This window comes from Xylanibacter ruminicola, from assembly GCF_900107775.1.
Classification (GTDB): Bacteria; Bacteroidota; Bacteroidia; order Bacteroidales; family Bacteroidaceae; genus Prevotella; species Prevotella ruminicola_C.
Genome location: NZ_FNRF01000001.1, coordinates 59865 through 80112 on the forward strand (window position 1 = coordinate 59865; position 20248 = coordinate 80112).

Sequence of the window (20248 nt, forward strand, 5' to 3'; positions counted from 1 at the left end):
CTCACAAGCGTTTTTATTGAAATATGCAGTTTTTTGCGTACCTTTGCCACGAAATATAAATAAATAACAATAGTTTTATGGCAAGTTACGATATCCGTCCCCTTCAACTTCACATCCTGAAAATTCTTCAGGCCATCGATAAAGTTTGTCAGGAACACCACCTGCGCTATTATCTCTGGGCAGGCACCATGCTGGGTGCAGTGCGTCACAAGGGTTTTATTCCTTGGGATGATGATCTTGATATCGCCATGCCCCGCCCTGATTACGATTTGCTGATGCAACATGCACATGAGTGGCTACCAAACCAGTTTGAGGTCATCAGCTTCGAGACAGACAAGAACTACCCCTTGCCATTCGCTAAAATACAAGATGCCAACACCACACTCATTGAGCGTCGCCACATGAAGTATCTTGGGGGTGTTTATCTTGATGTATTCCCTCTTGATGGCATGACCAGTAATCCATTGATTCAACGCATTCATTTTGCACATTACTTTTATTGGAAGAAAGTGCAATATTTCTTGTTTCGCGATCCATATCGCCATGGCCATGGTCCTTCGAGTTGGATTCCACTTCTATGTCGCAAATTCTATACACTCGACAAGGTTCAGCAGAAGATGAAGAACCTACAGACCAAGTACGACTATGACTCATCAGAGTATGTAGTTGATCACGACGATGGGCGACATGGAGTTTTGAAGCGTAGCATCCTTGGCACACCTACCCCAACCGTCTTTGAGGAGTGTCGTTTTGTGGGACTCCAACACGCCGATGAATATCTAAGCAATAAGTATGGTGACTATATGACCATTCCTCCTGGCCCCAAACAGCGTCAGCATAATTTTTATCTGATGGATCTTAACAAACCATACAAGTCCTGCAAACACCTTCTTGAACATGAATAATATCATAACAATAGTTTGCGCATCCAGTGATAGCTATGCGCCATACTGCGGCGTAATGCTCACTTCGCTTTTCAGCAACAACCTTACTCATCAGATTGAATGCTTCATTCTTTCTGGTGATATGGGTAATGACAATCGACAGCGTCTCTCACTTTTGGCCGAACAGTTCGGACAAAAGATTACGGTATTGGATATCAACAAAGAGCTTTTCAAAAAACTCCCCATTGGCGAACGTTTCACCAACATTTCATACGAAGCCTATTTCCGACTGTTAATGCCTTCGCTTCTCAGCGATCGCGATAGAGCACTATATCTTGATTGCGACATGATTATCAAGACTGATCTAGCAGAACTATGGAACACGAACTTAGAAGGATATGCATTAGCTGCAGTGCAAGACACATTGCGAATGAGGAAGAAATGCATCTCCCGATTAGGTTTTGGCACTAACGATGGTTATTTTAATAGTGGGATGGGACTATATAACCTTCAATTCCTGCGACAATTCGAGTTCGAGAAAAAGGTATGGGACTTTGTTGACAAGCAATATCACCTTATTCTCTATCACGACCAAGATATTATCAATTGCGTATGCAAGGGGCTGATACATGAAGTATCTCCGAAATGGAACATGCTGGAGAGTTTTCTTGAGAAAACCCCTCCAATAGTACCATGGCAACGTGAAGAATTAGAAGAGTGGCGTAAAAAACCTTGTATTATTCATTACGCTTCACTTCGCAAACCTTGGTTTAAGGAATGTCTTCATCCTTATAAAGATGAATTCTGGCATTACGCTGCAATCAGCCCTTGGAATGAACTAAAACCAGTATTCAAATATCACGGATTTAAGCGGTTTACCAAGTACTATCTTAAGCGATTGTTTATTTAGCCGCTCTTATCTTACGCTCAATCACTTTGGCAACTATCATAAATTGGTAAACCGCGTCGAGCATGGCGCGAATAAGGCCTCGTGTACCCATACGATAACCACCATCCATCACATATTTCTTAAAAAATCGCCAAAGGGGACGCCACAACAGAGCGCCAATCCCATAACGCTTCCCAAGTTTCTTCTCCACCTCGTTGTCAGTATAGAGATTCATCTTATGGATATACTCATGCATGGTTTCGTCCATCAGATGTAATAGTCTGGCATCCTTAGAGGCATTGAGTTTTTCTACCTTGCCGGGCACCTTAGGCAGCGAGTGAATGGTAGCAGGCCAATCCGTACCTTCACGCACCAAAAAACGTAACTGATAATCATAATGGAAATCGCGCACAAACATGTTCATAAACATATTCTGTCGTGGAATGAAATAGCCTGCAGCCACATCAGGTTGTTGTATCAGCAGATAGAGCACCTCGCGCAGTTCTGGCGTCACAATCTCATCAGCATCGACCACCAACACCCAATGGTTAGAAGCCGACTGAATGGCACAGTTACGAGCAGGTTCGCAACAAGTATGGTCAGCCTTGGGAAATGTCACCACCTTACAGCCATAGCTATTGGCAATCTCTACCGTATGGTCTGTGCTTTCCATATCACAAACCACAATCTCGTCGAAACTCTTCACAGCCTCCAGACATGCTTTCAGATGCCGTTCAGCATTATACGTATTAATTACAACAGATATTTGCTGTTTCATTGCTTGTTTTTATTCTAATATAATTCTTTTGGTAATGCAGCCGAAGCTTTTTTCAAGTCCTCGGGGGTGTCGAGCTCGTAACTGAACAGGTCGGTGGTATCTACCACTTCAAACGTATGTCCCTGTGGAATCAGTCGCTCAAAGGCGCGCTCGTAGAAGATATCAATCTGGCCCTCGTCTAATATCATCTTGCGCAGTTCCTGATAGATGGCCTCGGTATAGGCGGGTGTCATCTTCTCGATACCCACACTCTCGCCAATGGCATCGGCAGGACTGCAGGTCTTGCTTATCTCGGTAATACGTCCGGCCTCGTCAACCACAATCTTCATCTCTTCCTCGCCCAGCTCGTGCTGCTGCATGGCCAAGGCGGGGTTGGTTTTACGGGCCACACGGCGCACAGCCTCAGGATCGCACAGTATGTCGCTATCCATCAGCAGCACCTCTTGTCCGTGCAGTTTCTGCATGGCCAGCCACAACGAGAAAATGTTGTTGTTATGCTCGTAATCGGGGTTGTCGATGAAGTTGATAGTGGATAGTGGATAGTTGACAGTTAGGAATTCCCTTATCATCTCTGCACGATAGCCTGTTACTACCACAAACTCCTTTACGCCGGCGCTTATCATCGCGTCAACGGTACGCTGCAACAGCGTTTTACCACCTACCTCCAGCAGGCATTTGGGTTTCTCGTCTGTAAGCGGGCGCAGTCTCTTGGCCATTCCCGCAGCCAATATCACACCTATCATCCCAACACTTTTAAGATGGTATCCACTACAGCCTGTGTCTGCTCCTTACGTCCTAAGGTAATGCGCACGCACTCCTCCAGACCCTTATCGGTCATAAACTTAATCTTGTAGTTCTGGTCGGCCAGAGCCTTCTGCAGGGCCTCCTTAATAGCTACAGGATATTTTATCAGGATAAAGTTGGCCACACTCTTATACACCTTAAAGCCAGGCTTGTCACCCAATGCTTTCTTGTACAGCTGGCGACCCCACTCCATATCGTCGGCCACCTTGCGGTAGTGCTCATCACTGTCGAGCGCAGCCAAAGCCACAGCCTCCGAGAATCGATTATAGCCTAAGTACTTGTTGATATAGCTTACAAAGTGGTCGTGTCCGGCACCGATAAAGCCAAAGCCACAACGCAGTCCGGGCAGTCCATAGAACTTACTTAGTGTACGCGAGATAATCAAGTTGCGATATTTGTTTACCAATGGGGCGATATAATCTGTATCGCTGGTAATAAAGCTGGCATAAGCCTCATCTATCAGCACCATCGTGTCGTTGGGGATATTCTCCATGATACGTCCAATCTCCTCGGGTGTCAAGCAGTTACCCGTAGGGTTGTTAGGCGATGCCAACAGCAGCATACGGGGATGAATGCGATTGGTATATTCTATCACCTCATCTACATCATAGGCAAAGGTATCCTCCTGCTCGTGCAGAGGGTACATCTCAAAGGTACCATAGCACTCGCTGGCCACCTTGTTGTAGTACCACCATGAGTATTCTGGTATCAGTATTTTCTTGTTGTCGCCTTTCATCAGGTAGTAGTGAATGGCATTCTTCAGAATGTCCTCACCACCATAAGCCAGCAGTACCTGCTCTTCGGGTACACCATATATCTCGCTCAGCTTTACCGATACAACGCTTTTCTTGCCCTGATCGTAAATACGGGTATAAAAACACAATGTCTTTGGGTCAAAATTGCGGATAGCCTCTACCACTTTTTCACTGGGTTCGAAATTAAACTCATTTCTATCCAGAAAATTCATTTCCTTTTCCATATTTATCTTATTTGGGTGCAAAGTTACAATTTTTTTAGCTTTTTATACCAAAACTACTATTTTTTTTTGTATCTTTGCAAAGAATTATTTACCTTTTGATCATGAAACTATCTATATTAACCTGCAAGATTAAACACTATCTGGCCGACTTTCGTGTCGTGTTTTTCGTATGGCTCATCATGGCCATCGTCCCTTGGTTGCGCATTTGGCTCAAGGGTAAGTTCGATCTCGATTATTCCATCTTCTTCCACTCGTTCTGGCATGCCTGGCAACAAATGCCACTTTACATCATCTACCCCGAGGATGGAAATTATTTTCTATACGGCCCGCTCTTCCCGCTGCTCATGGCACCCATGGCGGTGCTGCCTTATCAGTTAGGCCGACTGATTTGGATGCTACTCATCACATTTGTGCCTTATTATAGCATCCGCAAGTCGTTCTTTACCCGCAGTCAGCAGCTGTTCATTCTGTGGTTTGTGGCAGTCGAAGCCTATACCTGCATTCTCGATTCCGAGAGTAACAGTCTGATTTTAGCCTGCATTCTGTTTACCTATTACCTCACCCAGAAGCAGAAGGACTGCTGGGCAGCGTTCCTCATTGCCTTGGGCACAGTTACCAAAATCTACGGCATTGCGGGCTTGGCGTTCTTCCCCTTCTCGCACAATAAGCGCCAGTTCCTAGGCTGGTTCGTAGCCTGGATGGTGATTCTTACAGTACTGCCCATGTTCGTATTCGGGTTCGATTACGTGTGCGGCCAGTACGGTGCCTGGTACGATGTGCTGGTACATAAGAACGACCTCAACCAGTTTGCCGCCGGTCAGAACATCTCGCTGCTGGGTATGGTACGTAAGATATCAGGCATCGCCAGTTACAACGATATCTGGCTTATCCTGCCTGGTGCCATTCTCTTCGCTCTGCCTTATCTGCGACTCGATCAGTATCGCCATCAGGGGTTCCGCCTGGCAGCCGTAGCCTCAGCGCTCATGACGATTGTGCTGTTCAGCACCGGTTCCGAGTCGTACAGCTACATCATCGCCATGCCCGGTGTAGCCATCTGGTATCTCACCAGTCCTTGGCAGCGCAACCGCTGCGATCTGGCACTCATCATCTTCGCCTTTATCATCACGTCGATGTCGCCATCCGACCTCTTTCCAAAGGTAGTATGGAGCCAGCTCATCAAGCCCTATTCGCTCAAGGCCCTGCCTGTAGCTATCATCTGGTTTAAGCTCATTTACGAGATGCTCACCAAGGATTATGCCTTGGCCACAGCCCAAATTATGCGCACCCAGGCCAACGTCATGCAGTAGATATCAAACCAGAAGTTCCAGTGGAAGAATCGGTACACGGGTGTTGGACAGAGCACATCAATGGGGAAGATGCAGAAGTTTACGAACAGTAGCCAGAAAATCACCCAATCGAATGTAGTACGCTTAGGCTGCAGCCAGAACACCATCTGGTAGCCAGCCAAGGCAATGATGTACGTATGCGTTTCTGGACTGTCGCTAAACAGTATCACATAGCCCCCCATCACAGCTAAGGCAGACACTCTGAATCTGAAATCACTCCACAATCTCTTCTTCCAAAAGAAGATGACCGATAATATGACTAACGCACCTAACTGTACGATGCGCATGTTTGGCAGTAGTACATCACGCAGTACGGGAGCATAAAGCAATCCTGCCCAGATGCCAGAGTCGCCATGTTGGGTAAGAATCTCACCCATTTGACGGTAAACGTCAAGTGGGTGTTCAAAATTCAGGTACATGGCAGGCAGTAGCAGCAAAACCACGCCCATCAGCACAGCTGCGCCTAAGTTACGCCACATCTTGGGGTAGCACAAAAGCAGCGCCAACTCTATACCGCCATAAATCTTGGTGGTGGCCGAAATCATAATGAGCAGTACTGCCCACAACGGCTTATTGCGCTCTAACAACGTAAAAGCCAGCAAAAACAGCGCACACACCACCAGATTGTACTGGAAGCAGTAGGTGCCCTGCACGATCAGTAGCAACAGAAAGGCAAATATCTTTGTGCGATATTGGTTCACCTCGCCAGGCAGCGTTCTGATGGCCGTCACCATCAACGCATACAGCATGCCGTTCCACACATAGGGTCCCAACCATTGGGGTAGCAGCAATACGGGCGCAAACAGGGCAGTAAACACGGGGGTATATAGGAAATAGCGCCCATGATCGGTAATAAACTGTTGGGTGTAAGGTGTCAGTCCATGCCAGAACATGTTAGAGGCATCGCTAAACACATAGTAGTTAAGAGCCCTGCCACGCATGGTCTCGATAGTGGTGGCAGCTATCACTATCACCAGTCCCAACCAAAATAAAATCTGCTCTTTGTTCTTAATGTTCTTAATTTTTTGCCACATATTTTCTTTCGCCATTATACGAGTTCAGGAAGTAGCCAGGACGGCCCTTCACTTCATTAAAAATCTTTGCCACATACTCTCCTAGGATACCCAAGCTCAACAGCTGTATACCACCTAAGAAAAGTATCGTTACCATCATAGTAGGATAGCCCTGAACAGGCTCGCCATACAAATTGGTAATCACAATAATATATATCAGATACAGGAAAGCAACAAACGATACTATCAGTCCCAGAACCGAAGCTAGTCGCAGTGGTGCGGTGGTGTACGACATAATGCCGTTCAATGCCAGATGCATCAGCGCTCGTGTACTCCATTTGCTCTCACCAGCCTGGCGCTCTAACTGTTTGTAGCCGATGCCCTTTTTGCGGAATCCTATCCACGAGTACATCCCCTTGGTGTTACGCTCGGTTTCGCGCATCTGTTTCAAAGCCTCTACACACGAGCGGTCCAACAGGCGGAAGTCGCCGGTATCCTTCTGGATAGGCACCTTGGTTACCGATTGTAGCACCTCGTAGTACCAATGCGATGTGGCACGCTTCAGCCAACTCTCCTTACTGTCCTGTCGGGTGGCATACACATCGTCGTAGCCCTGTTCCCAATACTGCAACATCTCGGGTATCACGTCTATCGGATGCTGCATATCGGCGTCCATCACTATCACAGCATCACCTTTGGCATAGTCAAAACCAGCCATCATCGCAACCTCCTTACCGTAGTTGCGACTCAGATCCAGATAGTTATAATGCTGGTCTTCACGACGCAGACGCATCATCTGCTGCAGCGTATGGTCGGTACTACCATCGTTCACCAGCAAAAATTCCCAGTTGTAATCCGGGTTTTGTTTTACCACCTCGCTCATCCGTTCTTTCAGCAGCTCGAACGACGACTCCTCGTTATAAGCGGGCAGTATAATTGTTATCGTTTTCATACATTCGTTGTTGTTATCTTATAGTTGCTTGTCAGTAAATTCAGTGTAAGTTATAAATTCGTGGCCATGGGCTTTCAGCATTTTTATCAGTTTGTCGAGTCGCCCAACCATCTCACGTCCGCTATGATTCTTAATAATAAAGGGCATCTTAAACTCGGGGTGCTCTTTCAGGTCGTAAAACTCCCAGGGGTGGAAGTAGGTCACAAAGTAGCCATCGTGCTTCAATACGCGACGCACCATCCAGTGGTACACGCCCTGTGGCAGGTTGTGCAGTGCCAGCCAGAACAGCGGGAATCGTATCAGCGGTGTTACCGAAGCCGGTATCTGCATCACCCCATCCTTCATAAACCAGGTTCTGGGTTCAGTGAGATGCATATATCTGCCGGGAATAAACGCGGGGTTCAGACTCGAGTTATAGCGATAGCCCGCCCGTTTGATTTCGCTCTCCACCACAGGGAACATACGCGGCTGTCGGTAGCCATACACCGTTCGTCCGGTTACCCGTTCCACAATTTCCTTCGAACGGGCAAAGTCAGTCTCTTTCGGCTCAAAGTGATCCACCCCATGACAGGCCACCTCGTGCCCTTCGTCCATAATCCGTTGCATCAGTTCGGGTGCATTCTCTGCAAAATTGCCTGTGCAAAAAAAGGTAGCCTTCACACTATTCTGCTTCAAGCAGTCCAATATGCGGCGCGTGCCTTCCTTCGAAACTTCCATACCTTGTTGTAATGAAAATTCCACGCCATGTTCGCGTGGTCCATCAAACTCTTCGGTATCAAAACTCAATAGTATCATGATAATAATTGGTATAATTTGGTGCAAAGATACACAATTATACCGAATTATTTGTATCTTTGCACCAAAATTTCGTATTCATGTTTAATAAAGAAACATTTTATCAGCTCGTTCGCTTCGGTATCGTAGGCACCACTGCCGCCGCCATACACTATGGTGTATACTGGTTGCTACAGCACTTTATCGAGGTTAACATCGCCTATACGGCGGGCTATATCGTTAGTTTCTTAGTCAACTACTATCTGTCGGCCCACTTCACCTTCCGCGAAAAAACCTCAGCCCGCAACGGCATTGGTTTTGGCGGCGCCCATGCAGTCAACTACGTGCTGCACATCGTGCTGTTCAATTTCTTCCTATGGTTAGGTCTCAGTCGTGCTGTAGCCCCATTGGCAGTCTTGGCCATCGCTGTGCCCGCCAATTTCATCATGGTTCGTTTTGTATTCAAGCACTTTAAAAAGCAATAATATTATCATGAGTAACACGCCCCTCCATATCGGTTTCGATGCCAAGCGCATTGTTCGCAACGGCACAGGCCTTGGCGCCTATGGCCGCACGTTGGTTAACGATCTGGCACAATATCCCCTGCAACTCAGCCTCTATGCCCCCGATGCCGGTCGCGCCCCTCTGCGCAACCAAATCATAGAGCGCCCCAATGTAGCATTTAAGTTTGCCAACAAACGATGGCCGTTGGGCAACGCTTACTGGCGCACCAAGGGTATCGTTGCCGATCTTAAGCACGATGGCATCCAGCTCTATCATGGATTGTCGGGCGAGCTCCCCCTTGGCATCAGTCAGAGCGGCATCCCTAGCGTGGTTACCATCCACGATCTGATATTCCTGCGCCATCCCGAGTTTTACAATCCCATCGATGTAAAACTCTACACCTGGAAGTTCCGTCGCACCCTGCGCGAGGCTACCCATATCATTGCCATCAGCGAGTGTACCCGTCGCGATATCATCGAGTACGGGCAGGTACCTACCGAGAAAATCTCGCTCATCTACCAGAGTTGTGCCAAACGTTTCGGCGCCGAAACCGATGCCGCTGTGCTGCAACAGGTAGCCCAGCATTACCAGTTACCCCAGCGTTACATCCTCAATGTGGGTTCTATCGAAGCACGTAAAAACGTACTACAGGCCGTTCAGGCACTGCCCTATCTACCATCCGATGTATCGCTAGTCATCATCGGCCGCCCCACGGATTATACCCATAAGGTCATGGCCTACGTACAACGCCACCAATTGCAGCAACGTGTACGAATCCTGCATGGTGTGCCCGACGAACATCTGCCCGCTCTTTACGCCATGGCCGAAGTGTTTGTCTACCCCAGTGTTTACGAAGGCTTTGGCATACCTATCATCGAGGCCATCCGTTGCGGTTTACCTGTAGTGGCTTGCAGCGGTTCATGTCTCGAAGAGGCTGGCGGCCCCGACAACATCTATGTGGCGCCAGGCGATGTATCAGGTATGGGCGATGCCATCCGCCGTTCGCTGCATGGCGCCAACAGTCGCGAGGCACGCATCCAGCGCAGCCAAGGTTATGTGCAACGTTTTGCAGGCAACGATGTCGCAGGCCAGGTTTATCAGCTCTATCATCAGATTTTAAGTCGCAGCTGAACCATCAAATCCGTTTTCGATGCACGATCAAAGTTGTTGTTTACGCCCATCTTGGCAGTCAGCAACAAATGTTGTCCTGCGTTAGCGCGTAGCATCAACCAATAACGTATGCCCTCGCCGTACAGTTGCTGCATGGCATAGGTATATAGTGGTCCGTTCTCATACACAAACAGCCGACTGTTATAACCATCCGTATGATAATAGCCCGCCCCCGCGTTTAGTCGCAGCCACTTATAAGTGTAAGCCATACTCTCGCTCAACATGGCGCCCGTCTCCGTTCCTGCTTCCGCTCTGTAGTCGCCATCCAACTGAGTACGCAGCCCTAAGCCACAGTCCCAGTTGTATTCAGCTACCAATCTGGTACGATGTTCATGTTGTTTTGTTTTCAGTCGGTACCTGCCGCTCAGTTTCCAGCGGCTACTGGTGTATGTCGTCTGTAACAGATAGTCCATCGTGTAAGTCCCTGCCTGCTGTCTGTACCTTACCCATGGAAAGTAAGCCCAATCGGCATAAGCTGCTACCTGCCATTTTGTCGATGGCTGCCAGGTAGCTCCCACATACACGCCGCTTTCGTCCTGCACACTGCCCCCGTCGCTATAACTCTGCGCATCCAGCGAAGTGTAGCGATATTGGTAATAACGCTGTAGTGCCATCAGCGTCAGGTTGCTCCCCATCGCCACGCTCACGCTGTTGATGGTGGCTATATGCCCGTGCCCATCCACAGCCGTTTCACCGTTCAGTGACCAACGACTATTGGTATAACCGTAGTCCGTGCTCATGTTCACAAAACTGCTGCCCTGCGGTTTATACAGGTTGTACAACTGTTTGGTGTTAGGTTGCAGCGGTCGGTCCAAGTGCACATAAAGCCCGTTAAGTCCTAAGTGCAGTCCGTGTCCCGTATAACGCAGACTACCACCCGTTTTCAAGGCGTGCATATTGTGTTTCTTAGCTATTTCGGCCTCCGTACGGTGGTAGCCAGTGGTTAGTATCGTACGTGCACTACCATCCTTGTTCAGCGTGGCATCCATTGGCACATAACCCAAAAACGCTGTGGTCTGCCAACCACATCCCAGCTTTAAGGTTATACCTGCTCCTTGCAGTGCATTCTCAGTTCTTGAGGCATGTGCCCGCAAGGTGTTTGTGCTACGTCCCAAGTTCTGTAACATAGCAATCTTGCCTAAGCTAAAGCTATTGTTCATCACCAGGCCCATGCCCATGCTCACTCTGTAGCAGCCTAATACTAGTGTCTCTATGCGCCCCCAGTGGTTCAGTTGTACATACGGTGCATAGTAGTCGTAACCCCATCGGTTACAATCCTTCATAAAGGGCTCGTCTGCGTCCAAATCGCCCACCAATCCAGCCTTCAGGCGGTCGCCATATTGCAGCTGATAACGAAACCAGTGACCGTTGCTCAGTGGTAGTTTGGCTGTAGCGGTCAGTTCGTGGTGTAAGTAGCGTTTAGGTTCACTTTCGCCGGTATAAACACAATAACTCAGTAATTCGCGCTGGGCTGGTGTTAACAGCGTCAACATACGCAGTTCGGCAGTAGATCGCATCGGTGCATAGCGGTACAGGTAAGCCATCAGCTCTTCTACCTGTAGTGCCGACAAAAATGGTATACCCTCCAACTGCTCGCGAGTGGCGGTATTAATATTTATGGGGTGCTGCACTAAGTCGCTCAGCAGATCGTACGTCTGCTGCCACCCCTCCGATGCCGCATCCTCAACCGTCATCACCTGATTTAAGTACGTCTCCCATCCATGCGATTCCTGCGCTTTTACGCCCAGAAATGGCAGTAAGAGTAGTAATGATAATCTTAGTTTCATTAATTTAGCGAATCTTTTGATGATGCAAAGGTATGGAAAAATTTACTAATAATCTTATTTTTTCGTGTTAAAACATGCGTTACATAGCAAAAAAGTAGTAATTTTGCACCCGAGAATGAGAAAAGGGTTTATCATAGCATTGCTGTGTTGCGCTGCTTGCGCCCAAGCGCAGGAAGAACAACGGATAACCGCCGAGCAGGTGCTGGCGGAGATGGACTCGCCTACATTTGTTCCAACCGTGAAGGTGGGAAAGGTGCTGCACGAGGGTGACAGCATACAATACATGGAGATGAACAATGTGTATGTGTACCCACAGCTGACTTTTAAGAACAAGAAACAGGCCCAGCAGTACATGCGACTGGTGAACAACGTGAAGAAAGTGTTGCCGATAGCCAAAGAGGCACGCATGATGCTGATTGAAACCACCGAATACCTGGAAACACTACAAACCGACCAGGAAAAGGCGGAACACATGAAGCGCGTAGAGGCCGACATATTTAAAACCTACAAACCCAAAATGAAAAAACTGACCTACAGTCAAGGTAAGCTGCTGATAAAACTGATTGACCGAGAATGCCACTCGAGTAGCTACGATATGATCAAAGCCTTTATGGGTCCGCTGAGAGCAGGATTCTGGCAGGTGTTTGCCTGGGGCTTTGGTGCCAGTCTGAAAAAGGAGTACGACGCAAAGGGCGTGGACCGACTTACCGAACGCGTGGTGTTGATGGTGGAAAGTGGGCAGATTTAAAGCAAGAAAAGTGCTAATAAATTTTGCAGTTTAATAATAAATGTATATCTTTGCACTCGAAATAAATGATTTTTTGTGTGGAAAAAACTGAGTTTACTCTTTTAAATAAGATCCAGACACCAGAGGATTTGAGAAAACTGAAGGTGGATGAATTGCCACAGGTGTGCGACGAGTTGCGACGTGACATCATTGAAGAGGTGGCAGTGAACCCTGGACACTTAGCCTCGAGTTTGGGTGTGGCCGAAATTACGGTTGCATTGCATTACGTATATAATACCCCTGAAGACAGAATAGTTTGGGACGTAGGACACCAGGCTTACGGTCATAAGATACTGACTGGTCGTAAGGACCGATTCTGCACTAACCGTAAGTTGGGCGGTATCAAACCTTTCCCATCGCCCGAAGAGAGCGAATACGATACCTTTGCCTGCGGACACGCCAGCAACTCGGTATCGGCAGCTTTGGGTATGGCCGTAGCAGCAGAACTGGAAGGCAAGCACGACCGCCATGTGGTGGCAGTGATCGGTGACGGCGCACTGAGCGGCGGACTGGCTTTTGAGGGACTGAACAACGTATCGAGCAGTCCCAACAACCTGCTGATCATCCTGAACGATAACAACATGAGTATCGACCGCAGTGTTGGCGGTATGAAGCAGTATCTGCTGAACCTGAGCACCAACGAGACGTATAACTGCATAAAGTTTAAAACGGCACGCTGGTTTAATCGCCACGGACTGCTGAACGACGACCGCAAGAAAGGCCTGATACGACTGACAAACGCCATGAAGAGCGCCATCAGCCACCAACAGAATATTTTCGACGGTATGAACATACAGTACTTCGGTCCGTTTGACGGTCACAACGTGAAGGAACTTGTGCGCATACTGAGTCAGCTAAAGAATATGACAGGTCCCAAACTGCTGCACCTGCACACCAAGAAAGGACATGGCTATGCACCTGCCGAGAAGGATGTAACGGTATGGCACGCACCGGGCAAGTTTAACCCCGATACTGGTGAGCGCCTGGTGGACAACGACCCCACCAAGCCACAGAAATACCAGGATGTATTCGGCCACACGCTGCTAGAACTGGCTAAGCAGAACCCCAAGATAGTAGGTGTGACACCAGCCATGCCTAGTGGCTGCTCGATGAATATCATGATGAAAGAGATGCCCGAACGCACGTTTGACGTGGGTATAGCCGAGGGACACGCCGTGACATTCAGCGGCGGTATGGCCAAGGACGGACTGCTGCCCTTCTGCAATATCTACAGTGCCTTTGCACAGCGTGCATTCGACAATATTATACACGACGTGGCACTGCTGAACCTGAACGTGGTATTCTGCTTTGACCGCTCGGGACTGGTGGGCGAGGATGGTGCTACACACCATGGTGCCTTTGACTTGGCAGCCCTGCGCCCAATACCAAACATGACGATATGCTCGCCACTGGATGAGCACGAGCTACGCCGACTGATGTACACCGCCCAGCTACCAGACAAGGGTCCGTTCGTCATCCGTTATCCACGCGGTGGCGGCGAGCTACAGGACTGGCGATGCCCATTGGAGGAGATAAAGGTGGGTACCGGACGTAAACTGAAGGACGGTAACGATGTAGCTGTGCTGAGCATTGGCCCCATTGGCAATAATGTCACCAGAGCGATAGAACAACTGTCAACTACCAATTGTCAACTATCAATTGCCCATTATGACATGAGGTTCCTGAAGCCTATCGACGAGGACATTCTGAAAGAGGTAGGCAAGAAGTTTAAGCGTGTGATTACCGTTGAAAACGGAGTACGCCAAGGCGGACTGGGTAGCGCAGTGCTGGAGTGGATGAACGATCATGGCTACGCACCAAAGGTAACCCGACTTGGACTGCCCGACAACTTTGTGGAGCACGGCACCGTAAAGGAGCTGCAGCACATTGTTGGTATTGACGAGGAAGGCATTAAAAAAGCTATTTTGGAGGCATGAAGATTGTGATAGTAGGTGCAGGCGCCGTTGGTACTCACCTGTCAAAATTGCTGTCGAGAGAACATCAGGACTGCATTCTGATTGATGACGACGAGGAACGACTGGCTAAAATGAGCGAGTACGACGTGATGACGTATTGTGCATCGCCAACCAGCATCAGAGCCCTGAAAGAGGCCGGTGTGCCTAACGCCGACCTGTTTGTGGGCGTAACCCCCGAGGAGAGCACGAACATTAATGCCTGCATACTGGCACACGCCTTGGGCGCCAAGAAAACCGTAGCACGTATTGATAACTACGAGTATCTGGCACCCAGCTTACAACCCTTTTTTAAGAACTTAGGACTTGACTCGCTGATTTACCCCGAGGTACTGGCGGCCATTGATATCAACAACGGCTTAAAGCTATCGTGGGTGCGCCAGCGTTGGGATGTACACGATGGTGCACTAACCATGCTGGGTATCAAGCTGAGAGAGCAGGCCGAGATACTGAACCAGCCGCTGAAGGATCTGTGCGGCCCCGACGACCCGTACCACATTGTGGCCATTAAGCGCGGAGGCGACACGATTATACCAAGCGGTATGGACGAACTAAGAGTGGGCGACCTGGCCTACTTTATGACTACCAAGGAGTATATACCTTACATACGCAAGATAGTAGGTAAGGAACACTATACCGACGTAAAGAACGTGATTATGATGGGCGGTGGCAAAACTACCGTACGTGCGGCGCTGACCACACCCGACTACATGCACGTGAAGATTATTGAGAAGGATGCCAAGCGCTGCGAGAAGCTGAACGAGCTGCTGGAGAACCAGGACACGATGGTGATACACGGCGACGGACGCGACTTGGGACTGCTGGAAGAGGAGGGCATCAGAAATACACAGGCCTTTGTGGCGCTGACCGAGAATGCTGAGACGAACATTCTGGCTTGTTTGACAGCCAAGAAGATGGGCGTGCGCAAAACAGTAGCGATGGTGGAGAACCTGGACTACGTGAGCATGGCCGAAAGTCTGGATATCGGTACGATTATCAATAAGAAGACCATCGCCGCCAGCCATATCTACCAGATGCTGCTGGATGCCGACGTAAACAACCTGCGATCGCTGATGATGGTGGATAGCGAGGTGGCAGAGTTTACGGCTGCCGAGGGTTCGAAGGTAACCAAGAAACCGGTAAAGGACTTAGGACTGCCATTTGGCGTAACTATCGGCGGACTGGTACGAAACGGCCACGGTATGCTGGTGAACGGTAACTCGCAGATTGAGGCGGGTGACTCGGTGATGGTGTTCTGTCATGAACAGAAACTGAACAACATAGAAAAGTACTTCAAGAAGAATGCGATATGGTAAACTTCCGTATCATCAGTAAAATCATAGGCTCGCTGCTGCTCATAGAGGCATTGTTCATGTCGCTATGTGCACTGGTGGCTTTCTCGTATCACGAGGACGACCTGATGGCATTCCTGATATCGCTGCTGATAACCTTTGGCAGCGGTTTTACGTTTATGTACCTGGGGCGTAACGCAGACAACAGTCTGAACCGTAGAGACGCCTACCTGCTGGTAACGGCCGCCTGGCTAGTGTTCTCGGTATTCGGCATGTTTCCGTTTCTGACCCACGGCTGTATTACCAACATTACCGACGCTTTTTTTGAATCAACATCGGGCTTTACCACTACGGGCGCCTCGATTATCGACGATGTGGAGATACTGCCACACGGCATATTATTCTGGCGATCGCTCACCCAGTGGATTGGCGGCTTAGGAATAGTATTCTTTACCATCGCCATCCTGCCATCGCTGGTGGGTGGTAGCGTAAAGGTGTTTGCCGCCGAGGCTACAGGCCCCATCAAGGCCAAGATGCACCCACGACTAACAACCACTGCCAAGTGGATTTGGAGTATCTACCTGATACTAACGCTGGCCTGCGTATTATCGTACTGCGCTGCGGGCATGGACTGGTTTGAGGCACTGAACTACGCCATGACCACTACAGCAACGGGCGGCTTTGCGATACACAACGAGAGCACGGAGTACTTCCACTCGCCTACCATCGACTATATCTCGATTACATTCCAATTCCTGTCGGGCATCAACTTCACCTTATTATATTTAAGCATTGTAAAAATGCGACTGAAGGCGCTGCTTACCAACTCGGAATTCAAGCTGTACGTAAGCGTGGTGATAGGTGCAACACTGTGGATTATGTACCTGCTGCTGACACGTATGGGCTACGACTTAGAACATGCCTTCCGTGCCGCATTGTTCCAGGTGGTATCGTTTATCACCACCACGGGTATGTTTAACGAGGATGCGGGTACCTGGCCACATATCACCTGGGTGATATTGGGTGTGGTAATGTACTTAGGTGCCTGTGCTGGTAGTACTAGCGGTGGCTTTAAGTGTATCAGAGGCGTGATGCTGCTAAAAGTGGTACGTAATAACTTCCGCCAGATACTGCACCCCAATGCTGTGCTGCCCGTAAAGATTAACGGCATGAGTATTCCACAATCAAAACTGGTGGCGCTGTTTGCCTTTTTCACACTTACCATGCTGATGACATTAGTAACGGCCACTATTATGATTGTGGCTGGCATTGATAACACCAACGCCATTACCATAGCCCTTAGCTGTGTGAGCAACGTAGGACCAACCTTAGGCACGCAGATTGGACCGGTGATGTCGTGGTCGATACTGCCCGAATACATCAAGTGGATTCTGTGTCCGTTGATGCTGATGGGACGACTGGAGATTATGACGGTGCTGGTACTGTTTACACGTACCTTCTGGAAAGAGAATTAAACTAACACTAATATAGCTATGATTAAATTTGAACCACTGCTGAAGCAGACACTTTGGGGAGGCGATAAGATTATCCCCTTTAAGCATTTAAATGAGACGCTCGAAAGCGTTGGCGAGAGCTGGGAGATTTCGGGTGTAAAGGACAACGAGACCATCGTAAGCGAGGGTGAGTACAAAGGCAAGAGCCTGAACCAACTGGTACGCGAGCTGAAAGGTAAGCTGGTGGGCCAGGAGAACTACGAGCGCTTTGGCGACGAGTTTCCCCTGCTGATTAAGTTTATCGATGCCCGTCAGGACCTGAGCATACAGGTACACCCTACCGATGAGATTGCCCACCGACAGGGTAAGACACGCGGCAAAACCGAGATGTGGTATGCCCTTGAGAGTGCCCCAGGTGCACAGCTGTACAACGGACTGAAACAGCAGATTACACCTGAGCAGTACAAGCAGATGGTTGAGAACGATACGATTACGGATGCGCTGGCACGCTACGAAGTGAACGAGGGCGACGTATTCTTTATTCCAGCTGGTCGCATACATGCCATTGGTGCCGGTTGCTTTGTGGCTGAGATACAACAGACAAGCGATGTGACCTACCGCATTTACGACTTTAAGCGTAAGGACAAGAACGGCAACTACCGCGAGCTGCACACCGAACTGGCGGCTGAGAGCATCGACTACACCGTGCTGCCCAACTATCGTGCCGAGTACGAGCGCACCAAGAACGAGGGCGTACAGGTGGCTACATGCCCCTATTTTACCACAGCGGTTTACGACCTGACTGAGCCTATGACACTCGATTACACAGAGCTTGACTCGTTTGTAATCCTGATAGCCGTAAAGGGCGAGGGCACCATCAAAGCCAACGGCCAGGAGACAACCTTCCGCATGGGCGACACCATCCTACTGCCCGCCACTACCGGTGAAGTAAAAGTAGAGGGAACGGTTAAGTTCTTAGAGACCTTCGTCTAAATAAGAACGAATATCGGACTGCAGGCGTTGGAATTGTTCGCAACTCATGTAGCCCGTGTTTTTCTTAAGCATCGTTTTAATGTCCTGCAGCGAGTTTTCGTAGCAGGACATTTCGTTTCGCTTCTGCGTTCTGTGGGCAGAAGCATGATAGATTTCATTCTGACGCTCCTGACGCAATAGATTGCACACCTTCGACAGAATGGGCGACACAACTGTGTCGAACAAGTGATGACCCTGTATATAAAGATAGGTGGTTTGTGGCGTTACACCTAAGGCTAGGATATCATCCTTAGTACGCAGATACTCTTCCTTGGCATCGGGGAACTGGCGCTGCAGATCGTTGATTTTGGTGCGCACCTTACGCTTCACGTTGTTGATAGAGGCAACGGGATTCTGCACACTGAAACCGCCAGGATCGGCAATACGACAGAAGTCGGTGATAGAGAACCGAGAGTAATTGCCATTGCGATACACCATCACACTCCATACAAACAATGGGAAGATAGCCTCGGAAAACTGCTGGAAGTAATCGCGGAAATCGAAGATGCGATGATCGTTGAGTGTTACCGACACGCATACATTATGCAGCGAAGGGGCGTAACACTGAAAATTCTCGATGGCATACACGTAGGTGTGGAACACATACGGACTGTTCAAGATGCGCTGCGACTGGCGAGTGCGGCCCTGTATCAGATAGTCGTAATCGGCATCTACGCAGGCAATCATATCGCGCCCCAGGATATCTCCATCCTCCATACTCCTTCCTCCTTCCTCCAAAAAATTCATGAGAACTGACTTTTTGCCACGAGTGAGATTGATTTTTGAGGGCAGCATCACCTCGAAGTAGCGTTTATCGTTCTCGAACTCACTGAGAACGGTGCGCCAGAAGTAGATATCATCGTAGCTCTCGACATAGGCCACTATCCTACGTCGCGCCTTTTTAGAGGTGAGCGCATTGGCCGCCTCGAAATACTTGCTATTCAGATTATCCTTCAGGCGATAACTCATACCGTAATATCGCTTACTTCGGTAACGGCATCAACCCAACCATTCATAACGATGGCGGGCGAATGGGTGGTAAGAATAATCTGTACGTTAGGATTAAGCTCGACACAGAGATCGACCAAACGCTTCTGCCATTCGAGATGGAGCGACACCTCGGGTTCGTCCATAAACAGCACGTAAGGCTGGTTATCCTCTACCAGCACGGTGAGCAGGATTATCAGCATCTGCTTTTCGCCACTCGACAGCTGATAGGGCAACAACACCTCGCCTATCTGGGTGAAGCGCAGTTCGTTCTCGGTACGGATAATTTTCTTGCCCGTTTCGCGGAACAGCTCATCGACAATGTCCTGGAAACGTGACTTTTTTTGTGAAAGCTGCTGAGCGGCATCGGTATCGCCGCTCTGCAGTTTTTCGATAATGCGATTGCCTATGTTTACCTGATAATCAAGGTACTTGCGCTGCAGGTTGTAGAGCTGGATATCGAGCAGCGAACCGCCACCAACACCAGCCAATGCCGAAAAAGCCTGACGGAGGAATCCCTCGCCCTCGGCCAATGCCTGCTGCAGGTTGGTATCGAGCGAACGGATCATATCATAACGAATCCACTTGGCATCCTCGGGTACCACATCCAAGTGAACGCCCTTGAGCATGTGCGAGGGGAACTCGCCACCTGCAATCAAACCCTTTACCACCTTATTCAGGATGGTACTTTTGCCCTGACCATTAGTACCACTCAGGATGTTAACCTGACGGTTAAGCTCCCACACAATATGTTTCTTCCCGCTCCAAAGCGAGTCGATCTCGATGCGCTTGATGTAATCGGCGTATTTAGGCATAGGCAATGGATTTTATAAAAGAAGTTTT

At 49.0% G+C, this 20248-nt stretch carries 19 protein-coding genes; 10 read left to right on the forward strand and 9 right to left on the reverse strand.

Features of this window, described 5'->3' with window-relative positions; translation table 11 throughout:
* Positions 1–77: 77 nt before the first annotated feature.
* Positions 78–905 (forward strand): phosphorylcholine transferase LicD, encoded by an 828-nt coding sequence (locus BLU97_RS00195; RefSeq protein ID WP_074759727.1) that lies wholly within the window; start codon positions 78–80, stop codon positions 903–905.
* Positions 898–1794 carry a glycosyltransferase family 8 protein gene (locus BLU97_RS00200; protein WP_074759728.1) on the forward strand — a complete coding sequence of 299 codons (897 nt, stop codon included), beginning with the start codon at positions 898–900 and terminating at the stop codon, positions 1792–1794. Before BLU97_RS00195 ends, BLU97_RS00200 begins: the two co-directional genes overlap by 8 nt.
* Here the strand turns inward: BLU97_RS00200 and BLU97_RS00205 are convergent.
* Genes BLU97_RS00205 through BLU97_RS00215 form a run of 3 tightly spaced genes read right to left on the reverse strand, consistent with a single transcriptional unit; the run spans position 1787 to position 4334 of the window.
* Positions 1787–2551 (reverse strand): glycosyltransferase family 2 protein, encoded by a 765-nt coding sequence (locus BLU97_RS00205; protein WP_074759729.1) that lies wholly within the window; start codon positions 2549–2551, stop codon positions 1787–1789. The genes BLU97_RS00200 and BLU97_RS00205 overlap by 8 nt on opposite strands.
* Positions 2552–2565: 14 nt before the next feature.
* Positions 2566–3294, reverse strand: a complete 729-nt coding sequence (locus BLU97_RS00210) for an NTP transferase domain-containing protein (RefSeq protein WP_074759730.1) — start codon at positions 3292–3294, stop codon at positions 2566–2568.
* Positions 3291–4334: a pyridoxal phosphate-dependent aminotransferase gene (locus BLU97_RS00215; protein ID WP_074759731.1), complete on the reverse strand. Its 1044-nt coding sequence runs from the start codon at positions 4332–4334 to the stop codon at positions 3291–3293. Before BLU97_RS00215 ends, BLU97_RS00210 begins: the two co-directional genes overlap by 4 nt.
* 101 nt (positions 4335–4435) lie before the next feature.
* On the opposite strand from BLU97_RS00215, the gene BLU97_RS00220 reads away from it, so the two are divergent.
* Entirely contained in the window at positions 4436–5641 is a 1206-nt protein-coding gene (locus tag BLU97_RS00220) for a glycosyltransferase family 87 protein (protein WP_074759732.1), read from the forward strand.
* Here the strand turns inward: BLU97_RS00220 and BLU97_RS00225 are convergent.
* The 3 genes from BLU97_RS00225 to BLU97_RS00235 are packed head-to-tail and all read right to left on the reverse strand — an operon-like array spanning position 5587 to position 8440.
* Positions 5587–6714: a glycosyltransferase family 87 protein gene (locus BLU97_RS00225; protein ID WP_074759733.1), complete on the reverse strand. Its 1128-nt coding sequence runs from the start codon at positions 6712–6714 to the stop codon at positions 5587–5589. The two genes, BLU97_RS00220 and BLU97_RS00225, sit on opposite strands and share 55 nt — an antisense overlap.
* Positions 6698–7645, reverse strand: a complete 948-nt coding sequence (locus BLU97_RS00230; protein ID WP_074759734.1) for a glycosyltransferase family 2 protein — start codon at positions 7643–7645, stop codon at positions 6698–6700. Before BLU97_RS00230 ends, BLU97_RS00225 begins: the two co-directional genes overlap by 17 nt.
* An 18-nt stretch (positions 7646–7663) precedes the next feature.
* A complete protein-coding gene (locus BLU97_RS00235) occupies positions 7664–8440 on the reverse strand; it encodes a polysaccharide deacetylase family protein (protein ID WP_074759735.1) in 777 nt (258 codons plus the stop codon).
* Positions 8441–8520: 80 nt separating this feature from the next.
* On the opposite strand from BLU97_RS00235, the gene BLU97_RS00240 reads away from it, so the two are divergent.
* Both BLU97_RS00240 and BLU97_RS00245 read left to right on the forward strand, forming a co-directional pair.
* The gene (locus BLU97_RS00240; protein ID WP_074759736.1) at positions 8521–8904 is read left to right on the forward strand and encodes a GtrA family protein; all 384 of its coding nucleotides are present in this window, start codon (positions 8521–8523) and stop codon (positions 8902–8904) included.
* Positions 8905–8911: 7 nt separating this feature from the next.
* A complete protein-coding gene (locus tag BLU97_RS00245) occupies positions 8912–10054 on the forward strand; it encodes a glycosyltransferase family 4 protein (protein ID WP_074759737.1) in 1143 nt (380 codons plus the stop codon).
* Here the strand turns inward: BLU97_RS00245 and BLU97_RS00250 are convergent.
* Complete coding sequence (locus BLU97_RS00250; RefSeq protein WP_074759738.1) at positions 10033–11880, reverse strand: hypothetical protein; 1848 nt, start codon at positions 11878–11880, stop codon at positions 10033–10035. The genes BLU97_RS00245 and BLU97_RS00250 overlap by 22 nt on opposite strands.
* Before the next feature lie 211 nt (positions 11881–12091).
* Here BLU97_RS00250 and BLU97_RS00255 point away from each other — a divergent pair, with 211 nt between their 5' ends.
* The 5 genes from BLU97_RS00255 (at position 12092) to BLU97_RS00275 (ending at position 18379) form a co-directional block, all read left to right on the forward strand.
* Complete coding sequence (locus BLU97_RS00255) at positions 12092–12628, forward strand: DUF4294 domain-containing protein (protein WP_013064610.1); 537 nt, start codon at positions 12092–12094, stop codon at positions 12626–12628.
* A gap of 65 nt (positions 12629–12693) precedes the next feature.
* A complete protein-coding gene (gene dxs, locus BLU97_RS00260; protein WP_139208667.1) occupies positions 12694–14604 on the forward strand; it encodes a 1-deoxy-D-xylulose-5-phosphate synthase in 1911 nt (636 codons plus the stop codon).
* Positions 14601–15956, forward strand: coding sequence for a Trk system potassium transporter TrkA (gene trkA / locus BLU97_RS00265; RefSeq protein WP_074759739.1), 1356 nt, complete (start codon positions 14601–14603; stop codon positions 15954–15956). Before dxs ends, trkA begins: the two co-directional genes overlap by 4 nt.
* Positions 15950–17407 (forward strand): TrkH family potassium uptake protein, encoded by a 1458-nt coding sequence (locus BLU97_RS00270; protein ID WP_074759740.1) that lies wholly within the window; start codon positions 15950–15952, stop codon positions 17405–17407. Before trkA ends, BLU97_RS00270 begins: the two co-directional genes overlap by 7 nt.
* An 18-nt stretch (positions 17408–17425) precedes the next feature.
* Positions 17426–18379 carry a type I phosphomannose isomerase catalytic subunit gene (locus BLU97_RS00275; protein ID WP_074759741.1) on the forward strand — a complete coding sequence of 318 codons (954 nt, stop codon included), beginning with the start codon at positions 17426–17428 and terminating at the stop codon, positions 18377–18379.
* Here BLU97_RS00275 and BLU97_RS00280 read toward each other — a convergent pair.
* Positions 18362–19387 (reverse strand): DUF4435 domain-containing protein, encoded by a 1026-nt coding sequence (locus BLU97_RS00280; RefSeq protein ID WP_074759742.1) that lies wholly within the window; start codon positions 19385–19387, stop codon positions 18362–18364. The genes BLU97_RS00275 and BLU97_RS00280 overlap by 18 nt on opposite strands.
* Positions 19384–20220: an AAA family ATPase gene (locus tag BLU97_RS00285; protein ID WP_028907841.1), complete on the reverse strand. Its 837-nt coding sequence runs from the start codon at positions 20218–20220 to the stop codon at positions 19384–19386. Before BLU97_RS00285 ends, BLU97_RS00280 begins: the two co-directional genes overlap by 4 nt.
* Positions 20221–20248: the final 28 nt, after the last annotated feature.